Raw genomic sequence first — 24,750 nt, 5'->3', positions numbered from 1 at the left:
AAAGCGACTATACATATTGTATAGTCGCTTTTAATATGATGTTTATACTAATTATTCAGCAGCAACTTCTTCAGTGTCTGCAGCTTCTTCTTTTTTAGCTTTAGGTGCTTTTTTAGCTTTAGGTGCAGCTTCAACTTCTTCAGTTGCCTCTTCCTTAGGAGCTTCAACTTCCTTAGCTTTAGTTTCTTTTTTCACTTTAGCTTCAGGAGCTGCATCTTCGGCAACAGGTGCAGTTTCAAAAGGAATAACTGAAACATATGAACGGTTATCTGCTTTCTTTTTAAATACAACTTCGCCCTCAATTAAGGCAAATAAAGTGTGATCTTTACCAATGCCCACGTTTAAACCCGGGTTGTGTTTAGTACCGCGCTGACGAACGATGATGTTACCGGCAATTGCAGGCTGACCGCCGAAAATTTTGATACCTAAGCGTTTGCTATGTGATTCGCGGCCGTTTCTTGAACTACCGGCCCCTTTTTTATGTGCCATTTCTTAATTTCTTTAGGTGGGATGGTATCCCGTTTAAAATTTAATTATAATGTGATACCGGTGATCTCTATCTTGGTAAATTGCTGGCGGTGACCATTCTTCTTTTTGTAACCTTTTCTTCTTTTCTTTTTGAAAACGATCACTTTATCACCTTTTAAATGAGACACGATCTTAGCTGATACCTTAGCGCTTTTTAAATCAGAACCTAATTTAAATTTACCTTCGTTTTCTGCTAACAACACATTGTCAAATTCAATACTAGCGCCTTCATCTCCCTGTAAACGGTGTACAAAGATCTGCTGGTCTTTTGCAACTTTAAATTGCTGTCCGGCTATACTTACTATTGCGTACATTGTTGATTAATTATTGTTTAAATTTTGAGGTGCAAATATAGATATTAATAATTTAATATCAAATGCATATTTTACTATTGCTTTTGCCTGCCCTCTGCGTCAGATAACTTCGATTTTATCTCCTTTATTAATTGCTCATTAGCGTCAATTAATTTGGGGTCTCCATTATAGGCTTCATCAAATGTTACTTTTTTGCTTTTACGCTTATAATTGAATTCAATATAATATCTCGGAGATCTAATCTTAGCAGTGTCATCTTTTGTCTCATCTACCGGAAAGTCCCAGAAACCTAAATCGGCAGCCTTGCGGTGCAGGTATAAAAGATCATCCTTAGTAAGTTTTAAATGCATTTTTACTAAAGAGTCTTTACTATTCACATACTGATAGTCTCCTGTTTTAGAGTCATATTGATTTACTAAACTATCATTATAACCATACTTAAAAACCATTGAGTCAAATTCCGCGAAACGGTATGGCGCATTTTTTATGATCATGCCATAATAATAAACTGAATACAAAAGGAATGGCACAGTTATACAAATGGCTAAGAATATTTTTTTTTGACGATCGTTCATCTTCAGATAAAAGAATTAATTTAATATTTACTATAATGTGATGAGGCCTGCAAAGTTGGCAATTTTAAAACCGGATTTCAAAATTAATCTTCCAGCTCTCCCTCCCATTTACTTACCACCGCCGTTGCCATAGCATTACCCAAAACGTTGGTGGCAGATCGTCCCATATCTAATAGTGGATCGATACCGATAAGCAAAGCCAATCCTGCTTCCGGTATATTGAATAAGGAAATTGTACCTGCTATTACAACCAGTGACGCACGTGGCACACCCGCTATACCCTTACTGGTCAGCATCAAAATAAGCAACATGGATAACTGATGCTCAAAGGAAAGATGTATGTTATAAGATTGCGCTAAAAACAGCGAAGCAAATGTCATGTACATCATAGAACCATCCAGATTAAATGAATAACCAAGCGGTAATACAAAACTCACTATTTTGTTATTACAGCCAAAACGCTCAAGTTCCAGTAATACCTTTGGGTATGCCGCCTCACTGGTTGATGTACTGAAGGCAATAAGCATAGCATCTTTTATACGGCCAACTAAAGTAAGTGCTCTCTTTTTGAGCACTACAAACCCTGCGAAAACAATAATGAGCCAAAGTATTATAAGTGAAAGATAAAATTCACCTATGAAAATAGCGTAGGTAGATAATATACCTAAGCCCTGTTTGGCAATTACAGCGGTTATAGCACCAAACACTGCTAAAGGAGCCAATTGCATAACGTAACCAGTTATCTTTAAAATAACGTGAGCGGCAGAGTCGAGCATTTTAATAATGATCTCACCTTTTTCACCAATAGCCGCTGTAGCTACACCAAAAAATAGCGAGAAGACTACTATTTGTAATATTTCGTTAGAGGCCATTGCCTCGATAAAACTTTTAGGCACCACATGGCCTATAAAATCGCGTAATGATAAGGCTGTTTTTTGGATGTCGGTTCCTAAGTGACTGTCAGGCAGTGGCAAATGCATAGCCTTACCGGGTTCAAAAAAGTTTACCAGCGCCATTCCCAGTAATAACGATATTAGGGTTGCACTTAAAAACCAAAGCAAGGTTTTTCCTCCTATTCGTCCCACTGATTTGATATCGCCTACTTTGGCCACACCTACCACAAGGGTGGTAAAAACCAGCGGAGCCACTATCATTTTTATTAGCCGGAGGAAAATATCGCTCAATATGGTAAAGCCAACCAGTTTATCCTCACGAATAGAGCTATTTTCAGTACGAACTTTTACCTGTTTTATACGTTCTGTTACAAGCGATTTATAATTTAGCGCAGTAGTATCGGTTGCAGACACCAATTGGTTGTCTATATTTTTGATGGTTGCGTCGGCTGTATCAATTTTTGTATTATACTGTTTAATAACCGTAGCATTATATATATATCCGGCTATTACGCCTAAAATAAGTGCTAAAAAAATGTAAAGGGTTAGTTTGCTTTTTTGCATTTGCGCTAATTGATGCCGCTAAACTACAAAATTTACTATGTTGCGGAAATATTAATATTACATGAGTATAAACACTTACGGCTTACAACAAATAAAAAAAGAACTGCAGCATTTACCGCAAGAGCAACTTGCAGATTTATGCCTGCGACTGGTGAGGCACAAAAAGGAAAATAAGGAGTTGCTTGCATATTTGTTGTTTGAAGCGCACCATCAGGATGATTTTATAGAGAATATAAAGTCCGAAGCCGGATTCATGTTCAGTCAGTTACCGTCACAAAATTACTATACGGCAAAAGCCCTACGCAAAATTCTGAAGATGCTAAATAAGTATATAAAATTTATGGCAAATAAGCCCGCGGAGATAGAACTGCTTTTGAACTTTTGCCAAAACTATATGCAATATGTAATAAAACAAACCGGTCATAAACCTATCAGGTTAATATTTACCCGGCAGCTTGACAAAATAAGGGTATCTATAGAAAAGTTACACGAAGATCTTCAGTTTGATTATGGGCAGAATTACAATCTCTTATTAGATGAAGCAGACAGAAAATATCCGTGGTTAAATAAAAAAAGTTATTTGTTGTAACATTTAGTGTGTTATTTTGTCAAACCAAAAACTATTAACAAGTGGCAGATAATAAAGAAGAAGCTTTCAGGCAGGTGTATGAAGCCAATTCCAAAAAGATCTATCATTTGTGCTATGGTTACACAGGTGACGATGATGCCGCTAATGATCTTTTACAGGAGACATTTTTAAAAGTATGGCAAAATCTTCATAAGTTTCGTAACCAGGCATTAATATCAACCTGGATATACCGTATCGCAGTTAATACCTGTTTAACTTATCTGCGGTCGGAAAAACGCCAGGCGAAAGACGAATTGACCCCCCAGATAGCTGAAAGCAAGAGAGAAGAGTTTTCAGAAAAAAACGAACAGGTAGCCTTATTATATAAGTGTATTTCAAAACTGGAAGAATCAGAAAGAATTATTATTACGCTGGTACTTGACGAAGTGCCATATCCTGAAATTGCAGAAGTTTCGGGTATATCAGAAGGGAATTTGAGAGTGAAGATATATCGCATTAAACAAAAATTGACAGAGTTATATAACCAGTATGAAAGACTTTGATCATTTAATGATGGTTTGGCAGGATCAGCCAAAGCAGGAACCGGTAGCGGTAGAGAATGTACTTAAACAAGTTAAAAAAGGCGTAAAAGGCCTTGCGAGTAATTTGTTTTGGAGTATAACGGGTATGTTTCTGGCCATGTTCGGTATATTTGGAGTTATGCTTTTCCTTGTTTTTCAGTCGCTTATTACTTATATTGGTATAGCAGTAATATTAATTACCATGATTGTTTATGTAATAATGATGATAAGAGATTATCGGCTTATTAATAATCATGATATAACTACAAATCCTACCCAATATTTACAAGAGCTTAAAGAATATCAGCGTAGTCGTGCAACTATATACGGCTGGATGTATTACTTATACGTTTTATTATTAAGCATAGGTCTTACGCTTTACTTTTTTGAAGTATTACAAACAGCTTCAATTCCTTTTAAATTTGCCGCTTATGGGTTAACAGCCGCCTGGCTTTTATTCTGCACTTTTTATCTTAAAAACCGCATATTCGCCAGCGAACAGGAAAAATTAAACCTGATAATTGAAAGATTGGAACGTCTCCAAAGTCAGTTTAATTAAAATTTAATAGATTGTGCCCTCACTTATCCGTTTAAAAAAGTTAAGTATTATTGAGGCTGAAGAATTACTTGCCTTAAGCCGTAAGACTTTTTTCGACGCCTTTGCTCATTTAAATCGCCCGGATGATATGCAGGTTTATGCGCGAAAAGCGTTCACTTTGCCTCAAATAAAGCAGGAACTTTCTAACGCAGATTCAGAATTTTACTTTGCCTTGGTTGAAAATGAGATAGCCGGATATATTAAACTCAATTTCAACAATTCCCAAACTGAATTTCAGGATTCGGAAGCGATGGAAATAGAACGAATTTATATTTTACAAAATTACCAGGGTAAGCGCATTGGAGGGGAATTACTGGATTTTGCATCGCAAACAGCTAAGCTTAAATCTATGAAGTATATTTGGTTAGGTGTGTGGGAACACAATACTAACGCCATCCGCTTTTATCAGAAAAATGGTTTTACCATATTTAGCAGTCATCAATTTATTTTGGGTAACGATGAACAGACGGATTTGCTGATGAGGAAACAATTAGAGGCTTAAAATAAGTTATTACCCTTTCAAAAAGGGATTAAAATTTCTGGTGCCTATTTCCATACCCGCCGCGCGGCAAACTGTTTTATCCCCGAACCTGAAATTAATGTTGTCCATTGCCTGATAAAGCCGGATCCGCTCTTCATTATCCTCAAACAGATTGATCTGATAACTCCCTGTACACAGGTCGCTTAATCTTACGCCTATTAAACGTATGGGGCGGTGCTGATTCCAGGCTTTGCCCAGTAAATTTTTAATTCCCGGTATTAAAATATGCTCAGCTGCAGTGAGAGGTATTTTTTGCTGTTGAGTATGGGTGTCAAAATTGGCGTATCGTATTTTTATCGCCATACACGATGATACTTTATTTTCTCGCCTCAATTTACTCGCTAATTCTTCTGTCATGGATACCAGGATAGTTTCTAATGTATGTTTATCGCTAATATTAGTGTGAAAAGTATGCTCAGTAGAAATAGATTTTCTGTCACTATGGGGGATTATTTCTGCTTCATCTATACCGTGGGCTCTGTTGTATATGAAAGTTCCGGCCTTTCCAAAAACACTTTCAAGGAATTTTATATTAACTTTTTGCAGATCGCCTATCTTTTCAATACCATACATGTAAAGTTTTTTAGCGGTACTTTCGCCCAAACCAGGTATTTTACTAATGGATAGCGGCGCCAGAAATTCTTTTTCACAACCATGCTCAATTAATAACTGCCCGTTTGGCTTTGCCTGATTAGTAGCCATTTTAGCCACTGTTTTACCTGATGCCATTCCAAAAGATATGGGTAGGCCGGTTTGTTTTATTACTTTTTGCCGTAGTTCACTGGCAAACTGGTAGCAATTATAAAAACGGTCCATCCCTGTCAGGTCAATATAAAATTCATCGATTGATGATTTTTGGTAAAGTGGAACCGTGTTGTGGATGATTTCTGTAACCTCGCGTGAGGCCTCGGAATAGCGGCCATGTGTACCGCGAATAAGTATGGCATGAGGGCAAAGCTTGATGGCCTGACGTGTAGGCATTGCAGAATGAACACCAAATTTTCGCGCTTCATAGCTACATGATGCTACCACCCCCCTATCTGCCGAACCTCCGATAATAATTGGCTTGCCGATTAACGATGAATCAAATTTCCTTTCCACAGAAACAAAGAAAGAATCCAGATCAATATGTACAATATGCCGTTGAAGATGCATATACAAATATGAATAATTATTTTATAATGCTAAAATAATTAGCAAAATTTGTATCTATTATTATTATGCATATGACCAGCTATACAGATTATCTTTTTCTGCTTTCACCACCGCAAAATATCCGATACGAAATAAGTCGTTATAAAAAGGCTTCCGCAAAACATATAGGCAATTTTAAGAGTATGGATTCACCGGCGCATATTTCTATATGGCATGTAGAGCGGCAAAAACCATTTTTCGCTGATGGAACTGTAGAACGCATGGAGGCAGCTTTAAAAACTTTACCGCCAATTTTAATGCATATTGATGGATTTAAATACTTCACTCATTTACATGGCCGTTTTACTATTTATGCCCATATCCGAATTAGCCCTGATGTAGATGAATGGTTAACTTCATTAAAAAAGATATTAAAAATTAAGAAAACATTAGTGTCGCATATTACGGTAGTAAGAGATGTTCCTGAGGCTGATTTTAATAAACTATGGCTACATTTCCGCCATAAAAAATGGGTAGAGCCATTTTGGATAAAGGAGTTACACGTACTCAAACGTGAAACTTTTAGCAATACTCCAAAATGGGAGAATTTTAAAATCTTTCCTTTTAAAAGAATAATTGATTCGCAGATAGCAAACGCTCCCCAAAATACCGACCGGTTAAATCCGGGTTGTAAACAGATGAATTTGTTATAAAAAAATCGCCGACAAATAACAGTCGGCGATTTTAGAATTAATTATAACTATACAGCCTCGTAAAATTTAAAGAAGTAATCAGGATTTTTGATGCCATAACTTCTAATATCATTACTTATAGATACCCAATCGTTAACTGTATATTCCTTTGCTCCTGTTTTAACCTCATGTACAAAGCGAAAACGAACATGATCTCCCCACTCAATATTTTTAAACTCGGGTGCTGATGGTTTAATATTAAACCTGATCTTATAGCCATTAACTACCTCAACAACCGCACTTTTCCATTTGCCGTTTGGATACTTCTCAATGGAAGTTACCTGTCCGTCTGTAAATCTTACTTTATTAGCTTCATACAAAAATGCATAATCAGGTATCTTATCCGCCTCGGCTAACTGAAATATTTTCTCCCCATTTTTACTGACAATTGCGGGAGAAACTGTTATAAGCTGTCCCTTTCCAAATGCTCCCCCAAATATTTTAATATCAACAACATCACCTACCTTAAGTAATTGCTTCAGTTCTTTCTCTTGCCCATATCCAGTTCCCAATAAGAATTCCTCATTGTCATTTACTATTTTAAACCCCTTCTTCTGAATTCCGGGTTGGTTATTTACAAAAGCAATAATTTTAAAAGGAAGCGTTTTATTACTAACCCTCATCATAGAAGCCATTTTTTGTTTGTACTCATCGGTTTTTTTGAAGGCCTCAAATTCTCTTTTAGATTTTTCTTCGGCAACCTTTTGATCATTTGTTTGCTTTAATTTTTGCATGTAACGGGTGGTATCAGTATCAAAATAGAACACGATATTATAGTCATCCAGACTTTTATCAGTTTTACCTTTATAATCCTGGGCTGGGCCGGTACCATGTACTGCGGGTTTCGTATCTTTAATCAGTTGTTCAACCTTATTAACCTCCCGCTCAGTAAATACCTTTCCGTTTACAACAAATGCCAGTTTTTCCCCAGGTTTAAATTCATTACTCATGCCACCGCCAACAGGGTTGTGTATTATGCCTTTCTCATAGATAGTTCCATCCTCATTTTTAAGAGTTAAATGTGCAAAAAATTGGCTATTAGGCACTGCAGCCTCCTTCTCCAAATTTTCATGCCCAATTGCGGTTAAATAAGTAATGGGATTGTTATTTGTGCTTATCTTCACAACACCGTCTTTCGCCTTATCGCCGTATTTCTTAAATTTTTTGAGTTTACCTCCCCCCGGATAAATTCCGGTTGATGATATACATGATCCGCTGATCTTGTATAATATCTCATCGTCATATACTTTATCATTGATAAGTACTAATGGGTGGGGTCCTAAATTGCTTAGATCGCCAAGTACACTTAGTTTTTTGTGTTGTTCCAGTTTTGCAAAAGCCAGGCAGCTTAATACTACTACAGGCAGTGTAAGCAGGTAAATTATCTTTTTCATATTAGAAGTGGGTTTGTTAAATAACATACTGATTCGCTTTTTTAACGGTACTTTACTAAAGCCATGGAAGAGATAACTTTTTCCTGATACGGCCAGTTTAAAAAGCAGGGATGCGTATAATCCTTTATTATCATTACCTGCTGCTATGCGGTCAACTTCAAACTCGTGATTTTCTTCAATAGACCTTATATAGAAATAGGCAAATGGGTTAAACCATAATAAAATTTGTATCACCCGTGCTATAAGGCGATCGGCAGAGTGCATTAGTTTTATATGGAGCATTTCATGCGCTATAATTTGCTGTACCTCTTCAGGTTCCAGTTCATCATCGTTTATAAAGATCACATTCAGAAAAGAACTGTTTCCTAATCTTTTACTTCCTTTCAAAACTCTTACCTTACCAATTCGCACCAGTGTTTTATTATTTAGTTTAAGAAAGAATACGACAAGCGTGAATAATAAATGGATTATAGAGGCGAAAGCTATCAACAGGTAAACCATTTGGAGCGTTAATATCCAGTTAAAATTGCTTTGCTTAACACTTGCCGCAGTTTCACTTGCAATTATTGGTTCGTTAACCGTTTGCATTTCGTGAATGTACACTACAGGCCGCATTATCGATGATCCTTCTACCTTGCTCAGGTTGAGCGTTAAGGCCGGTATAGCAAAACTCAAAAAAAGGGTTGCCAGCAAATACCATCTGTTTACTGTGAAAAAGGTTAGTCTGCGTAAAAGCAGAAAGTAAAAGCCATAAAAGATACCAGTACACGCTGATACCTGTAGCAGATAGATCACTGTTTTCATTTTTCGGAGTTTTTTTCTATCATTTCCTTTAATTTCTTTATCTCCTCTACACTTAGTTTTTCTTCTTTTAGCATAAAAGATAATAAACTCTCTACTGAATTGTCAAAGTATCCGGTAACCATCTTCTTGAAAAAAGTTTTACGATACTCCCCCTTACTTATAGCCGGGAAATATTCATAAGTTTTACCATATGCCTTGTAATCTACATATCCTTTCTTCTCCAGCAAACGTACCACAGATGATATGGTATTATAAGGTGGTTTAGGATCATCCGGTAAGGCATCAATAATATCTTTAACAAAAGCCTTTTTAAGCTTCCAGATAATTTGCATAACGCGTTCTTCGGTCCTTGTTAATTCTTCCATATCCAAATCTATAACTTAAATTCCAGTTTTACAACTATTTTTTAAGTTATATAATTTATTTTTCAGTTTTAAATATAGATACTTGCTTTAACCCCACGGTACGCCCTTTTTGCTAAAAAATAGTTATACTTGCTACAAGGCATAATAATACATTAGTATTAAGGAATGAAAACGTTACATATTATTAAAATAGGCGGAAATGTTATTGATAACTCAGAGAATCTACACAGGTTTTTGCAGGATTTTACTGCGCTTGAAGGTTTAAAGATATTAGTGCATGGCGGCGGTAAGGTGGCTACTCAGGTATCGGAATCTATGGGTGTTGAGGCACATATGATTGATGGCCGGCGGATCACGGATATAGATACTTTGCGGATTGTTACAATGGTGTATGGCGGACTAATAAATAAAAATATAGTAGCGCAATTACAGCGTTATGGTACTAACGCATTAGGTGTTACCGGTGCTGACGGCGATCTTATCCGCGCAAAAAAACGCCCGGTTAAAACTATTGATTATGGTTTTGCCGGAGATATTTTTGAGGATTCAGTACGATCAAGTAATATCGCTAAACTATTAGATGCGGGGTTTATTCCTGTATTTTGTGCATTAACCCATAACGGTGAGGGCCAATTATTAAATACTAATGCTGATACTATAGCATCGGCATTGGCTGTTGCGTTATGTGAATTTTATGAAACCACTTTGGTATACTGTTTCGAAAAGAAGGGTGTTTTGATGGATATTAATGATGATGATTCATTGATAAGGGATATTGACCCGGTACGTTACGAAGAATTTAAAAAAGAACAGATCATACATAGTGGAATGTTACCTAAAATGGACAATGCTTTTACAGCTATAGCATGCGGAGTAAAGGCTGTAATAATTGGCCATTCAGCTGATTTAGGCAAATTAAAAAGCGATTCGTCATTTGGGACGCGTTTAAGCAAATAAGACATGGAAACAAAACAACGCATTGCCATATTAGGCAGTGGGAATATTGGATTGGCTTTAGCTAAGGGTTTAGTAAAAGCAGAAATATTTAAACCACAGCAAATTACACTTACCCGTCGTAATACCGCGGCATTAGCTGTATTAGAAACTGATGGTTATAATGTAACTACTGATAATGCCGGGGCGGTAAAAATAGCAGATATTGTGGTGTTGGCTATTTTACCTCAACAGTTAAATAAACTGATTGAAGAAATACGGCCCGCGGTCAACCAAAGTAAGCATTTATTAATATCAATAGTATCGGGTGTAAGTTGTAATGATATACGAGAGCAGTTAAATCTTGATATACAGGTTATACGGGCTATGCCTAACACAGCCATTGCCATTGGTCAGTCCATGACCTGTATAGCTACAGACAACGCATCCGATGCTAACTTAAGCTTGGTAATGTCTTTGTTTGATACAGTTGGAGTTAGCATTCGGATTAATGAAGAATTAATGACATCCGCTACAGCTCTTTGCGCTTGTGGAATCGCTTTCTTTTTACGATCAATAAGGGCGGCATCACAGGGGGGTACCGAAATAGGGTTTCATGCACATGACGCTTTAAAAATGGCCGCTCAAACAGCTAAGGGAGCGGCAGATCTGCTGTTGCAACTGGCCTCTCATCCTGAACAGGAAATTGATAAAGTAACTTCACCAAAGGGCTGTACTATTGCAGGGCTAAACGAAATGGAACATAACGGTTTTAGTTCGGCAATGATAAAGGGGATTAAAACCTCCGCTCAAAAAGCCGGAGAACTTTACAAAAGCGAATGACTAATCCAAAAAAATAAATTTGTTCCGCTGTTCCGCTTATATAGATGGAACATGCGAAACAGTGTAATAATTAATTAGATATTATAACTGTTTTAGATCATGAAAAAAACGATTGCCATTGATATGGATGGCGTAATTGCTGATGTTGAAGAGCAGTTTTTAAGCTGGTATCACCGGGATTACGGCGTCCGGTATACACGTGAATATCTAATAGGGTTGAATGAGGATAATGCCTTCCCAGAACGGGGAGTTATACGGAAATTCGCACATACAGCGGGCTTTTTTCAAACGCTGCCAGTTATGCCCGGTGCTGTTGATGCCGTGAAAAGGTTGATGGATAATTTTGAAATTTACATTGTTTCGGCTGCAATGGAATTTCCTTTAAGCTTAGGTGAGAAACTCGAATGGCTGAAAGTGAACTTCCCGTTTATTGGTTGGAAAAACATTATATTTTGCGGCGATAAGAGCATTATAAACACAGACTATATGGTTGACGATCACATCCGAAATCTGGACAGTTTTAAAGGTAAACCAATTATGTTTCATGCTTTCCACAATGTAAGCTATGATCATCATGTTCGTGCCAATAACTGGAATGAGGTAATTGCTTTATTAGAAGCGGATTTATAAAGATTTTATTACAAACTATAAGTAAGTATCATGGTCTAAATTCTCCGGCTGAACCAATACAAATCTTACCAATTTAAACTCTTTGCGTACAAGTGCCCTTATCCGATCGATAGCTATATTTATATTCTCAGTATCTCTATCCTGCTCAAAAGCTATAATAAGCATTAAAACAACTTCATTGGGTGATTGATAGGTGGACAAGATGTGCATTACCTTTACAACATCGCTATCTTTTTCAATAAGTGCGGTAATGGTTTTTTTTGTTTCTGAAGAAATCCCCTCGCCCATTAACAAACTACGACTTTCGCGCGCTAAGATGGCTGAAACAAAAACCAGCAGTAAGCCAACCAGCAACGAGGCAACTCCATCCAGATATGGTAATTTAAATTTTTGCCCCAAATAAATACATATCATTACAATAATCAGCCCGATTACAGCGGCGGCATCTTCAAATAGCACTAAAAAGCTTGATGGATCTTTGCTTTTTATTACAGCATCCCATAACGCGGTATCGCCGCGCTCCTTATTAAAATGCTTAAAAGCAATGATCAGCGATGTGCCTTCAAATATTATAGAAAGCCCTAAAACAATATAATTAATAGTTGGATCTCCTAATTCTTCCGGATGTAGTATATGGGTAACTCCCTGGTATATAGAAATACCACCACCTAAACCGAATATTAATATGGATACAATGAATGACCAGAAATAAAGCTCCTTACCATAACCAAAGGGATGTTGCGGATCCGGCTGTTTTTTACTTTTATGTAGGCCAAGCAATAAAAGTAATTCGTTAACAGTATCCACCAATGAGTGAACACCTTCGGAAACCATTGCAGCGCTATTGCTTATTCCGCCTGCAATAAATTTTGTGATTGCTATTAGTAAATTGGCTAGCAGCGCGCTATAAATTGATTTTTTAGATGTGGCCATACGGTAATCTAATAAATCAGTAAGGCATTTGTTTGTATTTAATAAAATTAAGTTGGCGAAAACTAATCTTCATTATCAATTGGAAGCATAAACCAAAATTTGCTACCATGCCCCCAATCACTGTCAACTCCTATTTTGCCATTATGCCTGTTAATAATGTCGGCGCTGATGTAAAGTCCTAAACCTAAACCAGAAAATTGATGCCCCAGATCGTCCACTCTGTAATAACGGTCAAATAGATGCGGAAGTTTTTCGGGGTTGATACCAATTCCATAATCACGAACGGCTACAATAGCGTTATCATGTTCAACTTCAATTGATATATCTATCTTTTTTGATTGTGGTGAGTATTTTATGGCATTATTTATAAAATTGACTAATACCTGGTCAATACGCCTGTAATCGGCGTAAATCATCAACTCCTTAACGCCTGAAACATCAATATCGTGGTCATTATCCTGTATAATATGTTCGCAGCTATCCCTTACCAGTTCCGCCAAATTAAACCTTGTTTTATTGAGAGCTAACTGCCCCTGCTGAATTTTAGTAACGTTTAAAAGATCATCTAACAAATGCACCAGTTTGTTCAGATTATTGCTTGCTTTTCCTACAAACAAACGTATCTTATCTGAAACCAGCTCTGATTTGATCAATTTTTGAAGTATTTGCATTGATGCATTTAGTGAAGTGATTGGTGTTTTTAATTCATGACTGGCAACACTTATAAATTCATCCTTTCTTACCTGTACTTTAAACTCCTCCGTTACATCCTGTAAAATGCCACTAAAACGATATGGAGTTCCTTCATCATTAAAGAGCGCTTTCCCGCTTGCTTCCACTACCCTTTTAATGTTATCATTGGGATTAATTATGGTATAGACAATGTTAAATATACCTTCAGATTCTCTTTTTAATGCGTTCTGTATAGCAGTCGTAACTTTTACTCTATCTTCATATGCTATTACATTTATAGCTTTTTCAAGTTCTATCTCATGATCACCAGTTATACCAAACCACGATTTTAATCTGTCATTACCAATAAATTTATTAGTGAAAGGGTTTAGATCCCAGGTTCCAAGCTCAGCAGCCTCAATTGCAAATTCCAGGTCTTTTTTTGAATCTTTTATTACATTTATTGCTTTTATTTTTTCAGTAGTTTCGTTACATATCACTAACACACCTCCGGGCATGCCGCTTTCATCAGTTACAGCACTATAACTAAAAGTCCAGTATACGTCTTCAAGTTTATTATTTCTGTAAATAGGTATTAATTGATCTTCGCTCCAAGTTGATTGTCCACCCGCCATTACCTCATCGATCAATGGCTTTATAACTGGCCATATCTCCCCCCAACATTCAGCGCCTTGCTGACCCAATGCAATGGGGTGTTTCCCATCTCTGCCTAAGCTCGGTCTGTAAGCATCATTGTAAAACTGGATGAGATGTGGTCCCCACCATAAAAACATTGGGAACCTTGAATTAAGAATGATATTTACCGTTGTCAATAAACTTTGAGACCAATTGCTGGGATCACCTAACACTGTTGATGACCAGTCAAATGAACGGGTTAATTGGCCCATCTCGCCTCCTCCTTCTAAATATTTTAGATGAGGCTCATGAACTTTAGAATTAACTGTCATATAATAAAGTGAACGTATAAAGGGCTTAAAATTAAGAATATTTAAAATAAATTATTCTTTTATGAAATGAATATACAGGATAAAAAAATTACGAATAATGCTTTTTAACAATAAAAGCAAGAGTTTGTTTTTGTGTAACTTTTTAATCTCATTTTAGGTAAGGGTAAAAAATTTAGCATATTTAATCGCTGATGAATTTGATATTATGAAGAAAATTTTACTTGTATCTGTTATTTTGGCTGTTTACCATAATGTTTACGCTCAAAAAATATCTAAAAAACCATTGGATCACTCTGTGTATGATGGTTGGCAAAGTATAGATAACGAACTGATAAGTAACGATGGTAAATGGATACTATATACAATAAAGCCACAACAGGGTGATGCCGAACTTATAGTTACGGATGCAGGTAAATATCAAGTACATGTTGCCCGTGCAGATTCGGCGGTGTTCACTTCCGATTCTAAATTTGTAGCATTTAAGATTAGGCCTTTTTATAGGGATATACGTCAGGCTAAAATAAAAAAGAAAAAACCTATCGATTTCCCTAAAGATACATTAGGCATATTAATATTAGGTAAAAACATTGTCGAAAAAATACCGGCTGTAGGTTCTTTTAAAATATCTGCAAAAGCTTCTGTTATGGCTTATCTTTCTCCGGCAGATACTATTAAAAAACCTGCGGCTAATGATACTTCAAAGAAAGCAGTGGCTAATACTATTGCCCCGCCTTTAAAAAAAGGCGCTACACTTACTGTAAGGCAATTATTAAATGGCAAATCAAGATCATTTAATTTTGTTACTGAGTATCAATTAAATAAAAACGGGAAACTGCTTGTATTTTCGGTAATTGCACCCAGCAAATCAACCGATGTAAAATCTGGAATGTATTTATATAATATAGATAATAATACCCTTAAAACCATAAGCACAGGTAGAGGAAGTTATAACAATATAACATTTGATAGCACGGGTAACCAACTCGCATTTACTGCAGAGAAAAACCCTGAAAAAGCACTTGTTAAGCCATTTAAACTTTATTACTACAAGGCCTCAATGGACAGTGCTGTAGTAATTGCAGAAAAAGGTTCATCCGGAATGCCTGCTAATTGGGCAGTAAGTGGGAATGGTCGTGTTAATTTTAGCAGAAATGCTAACAGGTTGTTTTTTGGAACGGCACCAATTCCTAAACCTGCTGATACTACTATAGTTGATTTTGAAGTTACCAAGTTGGATATATGGAATTATAAAGATGACTATTTGCAACCACAGCAATTAAGTAATTTGCAACGCGATTTGAAGCGTAGTTATTTAGCTGTTATAAACCTTGCCGACGCAAATAAAACTTTAGTGCAGTTAGGTAACGAAGCTATAAGAGATATACTAGTACCCGATAACAGCAATGCAACATTTGTATTAGGTTTAACCGACACAGGCGCACGTGTACAAACTCAATGGGAAGGCGGAGGTCAGCAGCAGGCATTTTTAATAAACTCTAACACCGGCGAGCGCTCTCTTATAAGTAATCGTTTAAGGGCGCGGTTCAGTATTTCGCCGGAAGGGAAATATGTTTTGTGGTTTGATTCGAAAGATCAGAATTGGTATAGTTATGCTATAGATACCCGAAAAAAGATAAATCTGACAGCCTCTACCGGTGTTAAAATGGGTGATGAAGAAAATGACGAACCCGACTACCCGTCCTCTTATGGTATGGCAGGCTGGGAACACAATGATAAACATGTATTATTATACGACCGGTATGATATATGGAGTATTGATCCTGCTACGGGAAAGGCTGTTAATTTCACCAATGGAGCGGGACGAAAAGATAAAATAGTTTTTCGTTACCGCAGGGACAATTCGGATGAGCGTACCATTGCCTCCAAAAAAACAATTTGGCTTATTGCCCAAAATGAGGAGAATAAACAATGGGGATATTATAAAAAAACATTGGGTACAAACAGGCTGCCTGAAAAAGTAGTTATGGCTCCTAATGGATATAGTTCATTACAAAAGGCAAAAAGTAGTAATAAATTTATTTACACTAAATACAATTATCAGCAATCCCCCGACCTTTATTTATCTTCAGACCTAAAAAAGGAAATAAAATTAACCGCTATAAATCCTCAGCAAAATGAATATAACTGGGGTACTGCCGAACTAATGCATTGGACAACCCCGAAAGGACATGAGTCAACCGGGATTTTATATAAACCCGAAGATTTTGATCCACATAAAAAGTATCCGGTCATCGCATATTTTTATGAGAAACTATCGGATGGCCTATATAATTATATTGCCCCGGCTCCTACACCGTCTCGTTTGCCGATCTCTTTTTTCGTGAGCAATGGTTACATCGTTTTTGCCCCGGACATTAGCTATGAAAATGGCCACCCTGGCGCATCTGCCGTGGAGTACGTAAACTCGGGCATGGAGGCCTTAAAAAAGAATGCCTGGGTGGATGGCAACCATATGGGTATACAAGGCCAAAGCTGGGGTGGTTACCAGGTTGCTTATTTAATAACACAAACTAATATGTATGCTGCTGCATGGGCAGGTGCACCGGTAGCTAACATGACATCAGCCTATGGTGGCATACGTTGGGAAAGCGGGATGAACAGACAGTTCCAATATGAGCGTACACAAAGCCGTATTGGTGCTACATTATGGGAGCGGCCTGATCTTTATATTGAAAACTCTCCATTATTTCAGTTACCTAAGGTTAATACACCTGTAGTTATTATGGCAAACGATGCAGATGGAGCTGTCCCATGGTATCAGGGTATTGAAATGTTTACAGGCCTACGCAGATTGGGTAAGCCTGTTTGGCTGCTTCAATATAATAACGAAGCACATAATTTGGTAAAACGTCAAAACCGGAAAGATATCTCCATACGTGAACAACAATTTTTTGATCATTTCTTAAAGGGTGCCCCTATGCCTGTATGGCTGGACAAAGGCGTGCCAGCTGTAAATAAAGGTAAAGATTGGGGACTGGAATTAGAACAATGATCAATTATTCAAGATAATAATGTCCTATTTGATTTAGTCTGTCGTCAAGTTCGTAAACCCAGGGTGTTGCTGTGGGTATATCCAGCTTAGTTACTTGCTCATCGCTAAGGTTCTCGATATATTGAATAAGTGCACGTAAGCTATTACCATGCGCACATATTATTACTTTCTGATCCTGACGTATTGCCGGAACGATATGTTCGTGCCAAAATGGTAATGCCCTGTCCATAGTTTCGCTCAAATTCTCAGTTAACGGAAGTTCCCGATAAGTAAGATCATTATATCTTAAGTAATGACCAGGGAAGCGGTCATCCTGTTCTGTAATGGCAGGTGGGTGCTCATGCGGATCGCGGCGCCATTTATGTACCTGTTCCTCTCCGTATTTAGCCACAGTCTCATCTTTATTTAATCCCTGTAATGCGCCGTAAAAACGCTCATTTAAGCGCCAGGATTTACGAACAGGTATCCATAAATGATCTAACTCCTCCAAAACAAAATGCATGGTTTTTATTGACCGCTTTAAAACCGAGGTGAACCCCATATCAAAAGTGTAACCATGTTTTTTAAGTAACTGACCTGCATTTTTTGCTTGTTGCAGACCTTCTTCCGATAAGTCAACATCCTCCCACCCTGTAAAACGGTTCTCTTTATTCCATAAACTTTCACCGTGTCGTATCAATACTAATTTTTGCATATGCTAATTTAACATTGCGCGTCCAATACAGTTTAGAAATTATTGCTAATTAATTGTAAATAATTAGATTGCATTATAAACCAATTTAAAACCTTTTTATTATGATTCCTACCACTCCCGTTATCGTAAAGGATGGCATTGCTAATCCTGCACCACTTGGCTTATGCGCTTTCGGCATGACCACCGTATTATTAAACATTCATAATGCAGGCTTTTTTGAAATGAACACCATGATATTAGGAATGGGGGTTTTTTACGGAGGACTTGCACAAGTAATAGCCGGAGTGATAGAAGCTAAAAAGAATAACACATTCGGTTTAACGGCTTTTACGTCGTATGGTTTCTTCTGGCTTTCATTGGTTGGGTTAATTGTTATGCCCAAGTTGGGCTGGGGAGCAGCGGCAAGTGAAGGCGCCATGTGCGCCTATTTAAGCGTATGGGGTGTATTTACATTTTGCTTATTTTTCGGCACCCTTAAACTTAACAGGGCGCTTCAATTTGTATTCGCATCATTAACTATCTTGTTCTTTCTTTTGGTAGCGGGCGATGCCACCGGAAACACATCTATTAAACATTTGGCAGGATATGAAGGCATAATATGCGGATTGTCAGCTATATATACAGGTATTGCTAATGTTTTAAATGAAGTTTATGGTAGGGTTGTTTTACCTATTGGTACAGTAACAAGTAAATAATAACGAAAAAAACCGTTATTTGCACCGTGAAAGATTTTAAAAAATATTACCTGTTACCGGCCACACCAGCTGAACTTTACATGGCACTTACCAATCCAATAACCATTCAACTTTGGACTGGTGAAGTTGCCGAAATGTCAACCGAACCAGGCTCTGAATTTTCTATGTGGGAAGAGAGCATTGTAGGTAAGAATATCGAATTTGAAGAAAATAAAAAAATAGTACAGCAATGGTATTTTGACGGCCAGCCTGAGGAGTCTGTTGTTACCATAAAACTCCATCCTGATAAGCATGGTACCTCTGTTGAACTGAAACATACAAATATTCCTGATGAGGATTTTGATGATATAATAGAAGGTTGGGATAATAACTATTTTGGAAACCTGGCTGATTTTTTTGCTGAAGTATAGGTTATTGATTTATAAAAAAAAGCCGCAATTATTTAAAATGACGGCTTTTTTTATAAAATTATTTACGCTTAGTATAAAGTAAATTCAACACGACGGTTATCCTGACGACCAGCAGCTGTTTTATTACTTGCTATTGGTTGTGTTTCACCGTAACCTACTGCCTCAATTCTTGATGCGTTTACACCTTTACTAACCAAATAAGATTTAACAGATTCTGCGCGATCTTTTGATAATTTTAAGTTCGCCGCGTCAGAACCTACATTATCTGTATGTCCGGCAAGTTTTAAACTGAAGTTTTTGTTTACTAACAGTTCAGCTACTTTATCTAAACTCGGATATGAAGTTTGACGGATAGTTGATTTACCGAAATCAAATTCCAGGTTAGTGATAGCATCTTTTACTACTTTTTTATCTTCCTCGGTCACGTAAACCTTAACTTCCTGTTTAACTAAAGGACAACCTGATCCGTCAACTTTAGTATTAGCCGGTGTATTGGGGCATTTGTCATTAGCATCCGGTACACCATCACCATCGCTATCAGCTGTTAACTTAGCCAGATTAGCGTTGGTTTCGTCCAAATCACTTCTAAGTTTTGCATTTGCAGCTTTTTCGGCATCAATTTGTGCCTGTAAAGCTTGCTTTGTCTTCATGTTTTCCCATAAGTACTCAGTACGCATTGATGATACCGGGTTATGAGTAGCCAATTGTGGTTTTGACGTCTTGCCTAAAGCAAATTCTAAACCGATATGTGCATAAGAGAACCTGTCATTCATACCGCCGGTTTTATAACCATCGAAATTATCCGATCCAACAAAATTTACCTGGTAACCCATATCAAGGTTAACACCAGATCCTAAGTTGATCTTTACTCCTGTTCCAACCGGGATAAAATATTCTTTAACACTTTCATTATTAGCCTTAAAGTTAACTGGAGTAGCGCCGTTAGCATTTAAAACAGGTTTATAACCCATTAAACCCCAACCAAAGGTTAAGTAAGGTTGAATAACACCTTTTTTATGCATCCAGTTGATGTTAGCAAGTGTTAAGTTACCACTAATACTCGCTGCATAATTCAATTTTGTTTCAAAATCAGAATAAGTGCCATTTTGACCACCGTCGCCACTTACTTTACCACCCAGGTAATCCAATTGAATGCCAAATGATGGGATGATTTGTTTCTTTATATAACCGCCATAACCCAATTGTGCGGTGGGGTGAATAAAGTCTTGATTACGGTTTGATCCAAAAATGGTGAAGGGAGTTAGTAAACCACCATTAACTCCTATTGACCAGGTACGATATGAATCACTTCCTGAAAAAGGTTGTACATAATCTTTTGTATCCAACGTATCTGGCGATTGGGCAAATAATTTACCGCCAACCATTAATCCGGTTAGCAGTAGTGTAGCTTTCTTTAAATTTGATTTCATGTTGTTGAGTTTAAATTGTCCTGTAATATTTATATACAGGTTCACTCCCATTAAACAACATTAGTGCCACTAAATATTATAGTTTGTTAAATTAATAGCTAATTGTAATTAACGTACACAAATATTCCTCTATGTGTAGGTAATCAGCATCTTACTAATAATTAATTATATGTTTAAACATTTGTACAATGCTAATTAGTTAGTATGAAGTAAGTAATATGTGGCTTTAATACTATACACTTTAGTATTTTAAAACATTCCCCGGCCGGATTAAAAATTCATATAATTCAGCAATTTCTAATTCATATATTTTATAGCGCTTGAGTTATATCGTTGATTATGTCGTCAACATTTTCTAAGCCGGCAGAAATACGAATTAAGCCCGGGGTAATACCCACAGAAGCTCTTTCGTCATCTGTTAGTTTAGAATGAGTAGTACTTGCTGGGTGTGAAGCAATACTACGCGTATCACCTAAATTGGCCGTTACTGATAATAGTTCCAGAGCATCCAAAAATCGTCTGCCTGCGGGGAGGCCGCCTTTTATTTCAAAACAAAGTACTCCTCCCCCTGCTTTCATTTGTTTTTTAGCAATATCATATTGTGGATGACCTTCTAAAAAGGGATATTTTACCCATGAAACATTCGGATTGTTTTTAAGGGTTTTAGCAATTGTTAAAGCATTTTCGCAATGGCGCTGTAACCTGACATCAAGTGTCTCTAAACTTTTACTTAACACCCATGCATTAAATGGCGACATTGCCGGGCCTGTGTTTCTGCAAAAAAGGTAAATATCCTTGATGAGGTCGGCACGACCAACAATTACCCCACCAAGCACCCTACCTTGTCCGTCAATCCATTTAGTAGCGGAGTGTACTACAATATCGGCACCATATTCAATTGGTTTTTGTAATAGTGGCGTGGCAAAGCAATTATCTACGTTAAATATTAAGTTGTGTTTTTTAGCAAATTGCCCTGCCCATTCTAAATCAATTACTTCTAATTGGGGGTTGGTGGGCGTTTCAAGGTAAAGCATTTTTGTGTTAGGTTGTATTGCTGCCTCCCAGGCTTCTTTATCCCCTGCCGGAACTAAAGTGCAAGTGATACCATAACGTGGTAAATACTTATTTACTATGCTGAAAGTGCTTCCAAAAACCGAACTGCAACACAACAAATGATCCCCGCTCTTCATCAATGCCATAAATGATGAAAAAATAGCACTCATGCCGGTTGAAGTAGCAAATCCATCTTCCGCTCCTTCCAAAGCGCACATTTTAGCCACAAATTCATCAACATTCGGATTGCTGAACCGACTGTAAATGTTATCATCGCTTTCATCAGCAAATGCAGCACGCATAGCCTCGGCTTCATTAAATGTAAAGGAGCTGGTAAGGTATAAAGGGGTAGAATGCTCGTTCTGTCCTGTTTTAGTAGTTTGTATCCTTATGGCCTTTGTTATGGCGTCTAATTCTTTTGACATTACAAATAAATATATGGTGTTTATTGCGCAGGATGTAGTATAACCTGCCATTTAATTTCAGTTTCGCCTTTATATAAAGTGGCTGCTACTGAACAGTATTTATTAAGGGATAATTCGACCGCTTTTTTGGCCTTATCCTCATCTACATCGCCGTAGATGTGAAATTCTATATCTATATTTTTCCACAACGAGGGTTCTTTTCCGGCTTCGCGTTCACCGTTAATTACCATTTTATAATCAATAACATTTTGGCGCTGCTTTTTTAATATGGCGATAACATCGATTGCTGAACAGCCACCCAAACCCATCAGTAACATTTGCATTGGACGAACGCCGAAATCCTGTCCCCCGCTTTCCGGACTACTGTCCATTCTAACTATATGTCCGGCTTCGTCTGTGGCTTCAAAACCATAGTCGCCGCTAACCCGCGATAATTTTATTGATTGCATGTTCTGTAATAATTTTGCTAAGTTATGTTTTTTGACGTATTATGATAAAATTCACTTCTAAAAACATGTACTTTTAAAGGTGTATTTATTAATATGAAATTATAATGAAAAAAATATTTTTAAGCCTGGTGGTTTTTTGCTCAGTTAATTTGTGCTTTGGTCAAAGCAGTCTTATTTCTTATGATGATATAACATATTTGCTTCATAACAATATAAATAAAGCAGATACTTTTTTTATGAGTAAGGGCTTTACAATGGTAAAAAAGGATGTCAAGAAAAAAACCAGAAAATATGGCTTAAGTTTACCGGGGCACACTTATATAAATATAGATCTGCGTACAGATGGTAAACGTCTTTTTATTGATATGGAAACCAATGAGCCACAGCAATATAATTTAATATATAATTCTATATCGCAATATATAAATAAGGAGGGGAATATTGCAGACGTGCAATCATTTACTGTAAAAGATCTGGGAAATATCTACATTACTATTAATGACACCATGCCTTACGATCCGCTGAAAAGGTTATATGATATTCATATTATATCTGATAAAGGAATTACCGCATATAATTAATATCACATTTAATTGAATATAAGTTAATTGTTATTTTATTTAGATAGCAACTGCATAATTTGAATTAAAACATTTTTAATTCGTTATAAATTATTCAAAAAAAATTATCTTGAGGCCTTTAACACTTTTATGGCCCTTAACTATATCTGGATAGCTTTTTTTGTGATCGCTTTTGTAATTGCGCTTGCTAAACTTGTTTTTTTAGGGGATACCGATGCCTTTAAGTTATTGGTTGATGGCATGTTCGATTCATCCAAATCGTCTGTTATGGATATTGCCCTCCCCCTTATCGGGAATATGGCGCTTTGGCTGGGTATATTAAATATTGGTGAAAGGGCTGGTGCAATAAATTTTTTGTCGCGTATTGTAGGCCCCTTTTTAAATCGTCTTTTTCCGGAAGTACCCAAAAATCATCCGGCTACTGGGCAAATGATGATGAATTTTTCTGCTAATTTATTAGGACTTGATAACGCGGCTACTCCCCTTGGTCTTAAAGCTATGGATAGCTTACAGGAATTGAACCCGGATAAAGAAACTGCATCAAATGCACAGATCATGTTTTTGGTATTACATACCTCAGGACTGCAACTATTACCCGTAACCATTATTGCCCAACGCTTTATATTACATGCAAAAGACCCGGCTGATGTATTGATTCCCTGTATCATAGCCACCTATGTTGCCACGGTAGTTGGAATGTTAGCTGTGGCCATTAAACAAAAAATCAATCTGTTAGACAGAGTTATTATAAGCTGGTTAGGCGGGTTAACATTATTTGTTACAGCTTTGGTGTGGTTTTTTACAACCCAGTTAGATAAAGAGCAAATTACTACAGTGTCAAAGGTATCCAGTAATTTATTATTGTTTACCATACCTGTCATTTTCATTTTAGGAGCCATACGTAAAAAGGTAAACGTATTTGAAAGTTTTATAGATGGTGCAAAAGCAGGATTTGAAACTTCAGTAAAAATAATTCCTTATTTGGTGGCTATGTTGGTAGCTATAAGTGTATTCAGAAACTGTGGTGCGCTTGACTATTTAAACGAAGGTTTAAAATGGACCTGCAATCAGTTTAATCTGGATACCCGTTTTGTAGATGCTATGCCTGTGGCTTACATGAAACCTTTAAGTGGTTCGGGGTCAAAAGCAATGATGATAAGTACAATGCAAACTTATGGACCTGATAGTTTTGCGGGGCACTTAGCATCGGTTTTTAACGGCTCGGCAGATACTACCTTTTATATTGTCGCTTTATATTTTGGCTCGGTTGGTATTAAAAAATCAAGATATGCTATACCTGCCGGTTTGATTGCCGATTTGGCGGGTGTTATTGCCGCAATATTAATTTCTTACCTGTTTTTTGGTTAACTATAGGCCAATAAAAAAAGTCTTTCAACGTCCTTAAATTTG

At 37.0% G+C, this 24,750-nt stretch carries 26 protein-coding genes; 13 read left to right on the top strand and 13 right to left on the bottom strand.

From position 1 onward, the window contains the following. Positions 1-51 precede the first annotated feature (51 nt). From rpmA to I5M19_RS09005, 4 genes are all read right to left on the bottom strand, one after another. A complete protein-coding gene (gene rpmA, locus I5M19_RS09020; RefSeq protein WP_200065875.1) occupies positions 52-489 on the bottom strand; it encodes a 50S ribosomal protein L27 in 438 nt (145 codons plus the stop codon). Positions 490-533: 44 nt separating this feature from the next. Then, on the bottom strand, positions 534-842 hold the full coding sequence (gene rplU / locus I5M19_RS09015; protein ID WP_200065874.1) for a 50S ribosomal protein L21: 309 nt from the start codon (positions 840-842) through the stop codon (positions 534-536). Between the two features lie 74 nt (positions 843-916). Then, positions 917-1,417 (bottom strand): hypothetical protein, encoded by a 501-nt coding sequence (locus I5M19_RS09010; RefSeq protein ID WP_200065873.1) that lies wholly within the window; start codon positions 1,415-1,417, stop codon positions 917-919. A gap of 83 nt (positions 1,418-1,500) precedes the next feature. Beyond that, positions 1,501-2,874 carry a dicarboxylate/amino acid:cation symporter gene (locus I5M19_RS09005; protein ID WP_200065872.1) on the bottom strand — a complete coding sequence of 458 codons (1,374 nt, stop codon included), beginning with the start codon at positions 2,872-2,874 and terminating at the stop codon, positions 1,501-1,503. 61 nt (positions 2,875-2,935) lie between these two features. Between I5M19_RS09005 and I5M19_RS09000 the strand changes: the two genes are divergently transcribed. Genes I5M19_RS09000 through I5M19_RS08985 form a run of 4 tightly spaced genes read left to right on the top strand, consistent with a single transcriptional unit; the run spans position 2,936 to position 5,123 of the window. After that, the gene (locus I5M19_RS09000; RefSeq protein WP_200065871.1) at positions 2,936-3,463 is read left to right on the top strand and encodes a hypothetical protein; all 528 of its coding nucleotides are present in this window, start codon (positions 2,936-2,938) and stop codon (positions 3,461-3,463) included. Positions 3,464-3,504: 41 nt separating this feature from the next. Next, positions 3,505-4,005 carry an RNA polymerase sigma factor gene (locus I5M19_RS08995; RefSeq protein WP_200065870.1) on the top strand — a complete coding sequence of 167 codons (501 nt, stop codon included), beginning with the start codon at positions 3,505-3,507 and terminating at the stop codon, positions 4,003-4,005. Continuing rightward, positions 3,992-4,582, top strand: a complete 591-nt coding sequence (locus I5M19_RS08990) for a hypothetical protein (protein ID WP_200065869.1) — start codon at positions 3,992-3,994, stop codon at positions 4,580-4,582. The genes I5M19_RS08995 and I5M19_RS08990 overlap by 14 nt, the downstream gene beginning before the upstream one ends. A gap of 13 nt (positions 4,583-4,595) precedes the next feature. Beyond that, entirely contained in the window at positions 4,596-5,123 is a 528-nt protein-coding gene (locus I5M19_RS08985; protein ID WP_200065868.1) for a GNAT family N-acetyltransferase, read from the top strand. Between the two features lie 9 nt (positions 5,124-5,132). Here I5M19_RS08985 and dinB read toward each other — a convergent pair whose 3' ends face one another. After that, on the bottom strand, positions 5,133-6,317 hold the full coding sequence (dinB, locus tag I5M19_RS08980) for a DNA polymerase IV (RefSeq protein ID WP_200065867.1): 1,185 nt from the start codon (positions 6,315-6,317) through the stop codon (positions 5,133-5,135). Between the two features lie 71 nt (positions 6,318-6,388). Between dinB and I5M19_RS08975 the strand changes: the two genes are divergently transcribed. Continuing rightward, positions 6,389-7,009 (top strand): 2'-5' RNA ligase family protein, encoded by a 621-nt coding sequence (locus I5M19_RS08975; RefSeq protein WP_200065866.1) that lies wholly within the window; start codon positions 6,389-6,391, stop codon positions 7,007-7,009. A 47-nt stretch (positions 7,010-7,056) separates the two neighbouring features. On the opposite strand, the gene I5M19_RS08970 is transcribed toward I5M19_RS08975, so the two are convergent. Next, entirely contained in the window at positions 7,057-9,246 is a 2,190-nt protein-coding gene (locus tag I5M19_RS08970) for a M56 family metallopeptidase (protein ID WP_200065865.1), read from the bottom strand. Then, on the bottom strand, positions 9,243-9,611 hold the full coding sequence (locus tag I5M19_RS08965) for a BlaI/MecI/CopY family transcriptional regulator (RefSeq protein WP_200065864.1): 369 nt from the start codon (positions 9,609-9,611) through the stop codon (positions 9,243-9,245). The genes I5M19_RS08970 and I5M19_RS08965 overlap by 4 nt, the downstream gene beginning before the upstream one ends. A 165-nt stretch (positions 9,612-9,776) precedes the next feature. On the opposite strand from I5M19_RS08965, the gene argB reads away from it, so the two are divergent. The 3 genes from argB (at position 9,777) to I5M19_RS08950 (ending at position 12,017) form a co-directional block, all read left to right on the top strand. Continuing rightward, on the top strand, positions 9,777-10,568 hold the full coding sequence (argB, locus tag I5M19_RS08960) for an acetylglutamate kinase (RefSeq protein ID WP_200065863.1): 792 nt from the start codon (positions 9,777-9,779) through the stop codon (positions 10,566-10,568). Between the two features lie 3 nt (positions 10,569-10,571). Beyond that, positions 10,572-11,387, top strand: coding sequence for a pyrroline-5-carboxylate reductase (proC, locus tag I5M19_RS08955; protein ID WP_200065862.1), 816 nt, complete (start codon positions 10,572-10,574; stop codon positions 11,385-11,387). A gap of 99 nt (positions 11,388-11,486) precedes the next feature. Continuing rightward, positions 11,487-12,017 carry a 5' nucleotidase, NT5C type gene (locus I5M19_RS08950; protein ID WP_200065861.1) on the top strand — a complete coding sequence of 177 codons (531 nt, stop codon included), beginning with the start codon at positions 11,487-11,489 and terminating at the stop codon, positions 12,015-12,017. Between the two features lie 15 nt (positions 12,018-12,032). Here the strand turns inward: I5M19_RS08950 and I5M19_RS08945 are convergent, their stop codons facing one another. After that, entirely contained in the window at positions 12,033-12,950 is a 918-nt protein-coding gene (locus tag I5M19_RS08945) for a cation diffusion facilitator family transporter (protein WP_200065860.1), read from the bottom strand. 62 nt (positions 12,951-13,012) lie between these two features. Next, entirely contained in the window at positions 13,013-14,590 is a 1,578-nt protein-coding gene (locus I5M19_RS08940) for a PAS domain-containing sensor histidine kinase (protein WP_200065859.1), read from the bottom strand. Positions 14,591-14,795: 205 nt separating this feature from the next. Here I5M19_RS08940 and I5M19_RS08935 point away from each other — a divergent pair, with 205 nt between their 5' ends. Beyond that, positions 14,796-17,603: an alpha/beta hydrolase family protein gene (locus I5M19_RS08935; protein ID WP_200065858.1), complete on the top strand. Its 2,808-nt coding sequence runs from the start codon at positions 14,796-14,798 to the stop codon at positions 17,601-17,603. A 4-nt stretch (positions 17,604-17,607) separates the two neighbouring features. On the opposite strand, the gene gpmA is transcribed toward I5M19_RS08935, so the two are convergent. Continuing rightward, entirely contained in the window at positions 17,608-18,297 is a 690-nt protein-coding gene (gpmA, locus tag I5M19_RS08930; protein WP_200065857.1) for a 2,3-diphosphoglycerate-dependent phosphoglycerate mutase, read from the bottom strand. Positions 18,298-18,398: 101 nt separating this feature from the next. Here gpmA and I5M19_RS08925 point away from each other — a divergent pair, with 101 nt between their 5' ends. Together I5M19_RS08925 and I5M19_RS08920 are read left to right on the top strand one after the other, a co-directional pair. Next, complete coding sequence (locus I5M19_RS08925) at positions 18,399-18,992, top strand: acetate uptake transporter (protein ID WP_200065856.1); 594 nt, start codon at positions 18,399-18,401, stop codon at positions 18,990-18,992. A gap of 26 nt (positions 18,993-19,018) precedes the next feature. After that, positions 19,019-19,402 (top strand): SRPBCC domain-containing protein, encoded by a 384-nt coding sequence (locus I5M19_RS08920; RefSeq protein WP_200065855.1) that lies wholly within the window; start codon positions 19,019-19,021, stop codon positions 19,400-19,402. A 68-nt stretch (positions 19,403-19,470) separates the two neighbouring features. On the opposite strand, the gene I5M19_RS08915 is transcribed toward I5M19_RS08920, so the two are convergent. From I5M19_RS08915 to I5M19_RS08905, 3 genes are all read right to left on the bottom strand, one after another. Beyond that, positions 19,471-20,832, bottom strand: a complete 1,362-nt coding sequence (locus I5M19_RS08915; protein WP_200065854.1) for an OmpA family protein — start codon at positions 20,830-20,832, stop codon at positions 19,471-19,473. 311 nt (positions 20,833-21,143) lie between these two features. Beyond that, positions 21,144-22,310 carry a trans-sulfuration enzyme family protein gene (locus I5M19_RS08910; RefSeq protein ID WP_200065853.1) on the bottom strand — a complete coding sequence of 389 codons (1,167 nt, stop codon included), beginning with the start codon at positions 22,308-22,310 and terminating at the stop codon, positions 21,144-21,146. Positions 22,311-22,330: 20 nt separating this feature from the next. Beyond that, positions 22,331-22,759, bottom strand: a complete 429-nt coding sequence (locus I5M19_RS08905; RefSeq protein ID WP_200065852.1) for an OsmC family protein — start codon at positions 22,757-22,759, stop codon at positions 22,331-22,333. Between the two features lie 104 nt (positions 22,760-22,863). Here I5M19_RS08905 and I5M19_RS08900 point away from each other — a divergent pair, with 104 nt between their 5' ends. After that, positions 22,864-23,340: a CIA30 family protein gene (locus tag I5M19_RS08900; RefSeq protein WP_200065851.1), complete on the top strand. Its 477-nt coding sequence runs from the start codon at positions 22,864-22,866 to the stop codon at positions 23,338-23,340. A 129-nt stretch (positions 23,341-23,469) separates the two neighbouring features. Beyond that, a complete protein-coding gene (locus tag I5M19_RS08895; protein WP_200065850.1) occupies positions 23,470-24,708 on the top strand; it encodes a nucleoside recognition domain-containing protein in 1,239 nt (412 codons plus the stop codon). Positions 24,709-24,750: the final 42 nt, after the last annotated feature.

It is taken from the genome of Mucilaginibacter segetis, from assembly GCF_016522075.1.
In the GTDB taxonomy this organism is placed as follows: domain Bacteria; phylum Bacteroidota; class Bacteroidia; order Sphingobacteriales; family Sphingobacteriaceae; genus Mucilaginibacter; species Mucilaginibacter segetis.
This window is presented reverse-complemented; position numbering and strand designations above follow the sequence as displayed.

Bases quoted from the DNA above. Each gene is read 5' to 3' on its own strand.
- rpmA (WP_200065875.1), bottom strand. From the start codon at position 489: ATGGCACATAAAAAAGGGGCCGGTAGTTCAAGAAACGGCCGCGAATCA.
- rplU (WP_200065874.1), bottom strand. From the start codon at position 842: ATGTACGCAATAGTAAGTATAGCCGGACAGCAATTTAAAGTTGCAAAA.
- I5M19_RS09010 (WP_200065873.1), bottom strand. From the start codon at position 1,417: ATGAACGATCGTCAAAAAAAAATATTCTTAGCCATTTGTATAACTGTG.
- I5M19_RS09005 (WP_200065872.1), bottom strand. From the start codon at position 2,874: ATGCAAAAAAGCAAACTAACCCTTTACATTTTTTTAGCACTTATTTTA.
- I5M19_RS09000 (WP_200065871.1), top strand. From the start codon at position 2,936: ATGAGTATAAACACTTACGGCTTACAACAAATAAAAAAAGAACTGCAG.
- I5M19_RS08990 (WP_200065869.1), top strand. From the start codon at position 3,992: ATGAAAGACTTTGATCATTTAATGATGGTTTGGCAGGATCAGCCAAAG.
- dinB (WP_200065867.1), bottom strand. From the start codon at position 6,317: ATGCATCTTCAACGGCATATTGTACATATTGATCTGGATTCTTTCTTT.
- I5M19_RS08975 (WP_200065866.1), top strand. From the start codon at position 6,389: ATGACCAGCTATACAGATTATCTTTTTCTGCTTTCACCACCGCAAAAT.
- I5M19_RS08970 (WP_200065865.1), bottom strand. From the start codon at position 9,246: ATGAAAACAGTGATCTATCTGCTACAGGTATCAGCGTGTACTGGTATC.
- I5M19_RS08965 (WP_200065864.1), bottom strand. From the start codon at position 9,611: ATGGAAGAATTAACAAGGACCGAAGAACGCGTTATGCAAATTATCTGG.
- argB (WP_200065863.1), top strand. From the start codon at position 9,777: ATGAAAACGTTACATATTATTAAAATAGGCGGAAATGTTATTGATAAC.
- proC (WP_200065862.1), top strand. From the start codon at position 10,572: ATGGAAACAAAACAACGCATTGCCATATTAGGCAGTGGGAATATTGGA.
- I5M19_RS08950 (WP_200065861.1), top strand. From the start codon at position 11,487: ATGAAAAAAACGATTGCCATTGATATGGATGGCGTAATTGCTGATGTT.
- I5M19_RS08945 (WP_200065860.1), bottom strand. From the start codon at position 12,950: ATGGCCACATCTAAAAAATCAATTTATAGCGCGCTGCTAGCCAATTTA.
- I5M19_RS08940 (WP_200065859.1), bottom strand. From the start codon at position 14,590: ATGACAGTTAATTCTAAAGTTCATGAGCCTCATCTAAAATATTTAGAA.
- I5M19_RS08935 (WP_200065858.1), top strand. From the start codon at position 14,796: ATGAAGAAAATTTTACTTGTATCTGTTATTTTGGCTGTTTACCATAAT.
- gpmA (WP_200065857.1), bottom strand. From the start codon at position 18,297: ATGCAAAAATTAGTATTGATACGACACGGTGAAAGTTTATGGAATAAA.
- I5M19_RS08925 (WP_200065856.1), top strand. From the start codon at position 18,399: ATGATTCCTACCACTCCCGTTATCGTAAAGGATGGCATTGCTAATCCT.
- I5M19_RS08915 (WP_200065854.1), bottom strand. From the start codon at position 20,832: ATGAAATCAAATTTAAAGAAAGCTACACTACTGCTAACCGGATTAATG.
- I5M19_RS08910 (WP_200065853.1), bottom strand. From the start codon at position 22,310: ATGTCAAAAGAATTAGACGCCATAACAAAGGCCATAAGGATACAAACT.
- I5M19_RS08905 (WP_200065852.1), bottom strand. From the start codon at position 22,759: ATGCAATCAATAAAATTATCGCGGGTTAGCGGCGACTATGGTTTTGAA.
- I5M19_RS08900 (WP_200065851.1), top strand. From the start codon at position 22,864: ATGAAAAAAATATTTTTAAGCCTGGTGGTTTTTTGCTCAGTTAATTTG.
- I5M19_RS08895 (WP_200065850.1), top strand. From the start codon at position 23,470: ATGGCCCTTAACTATATCTGGATAGCTTTTTTTGTGATCGCTTTTGTA.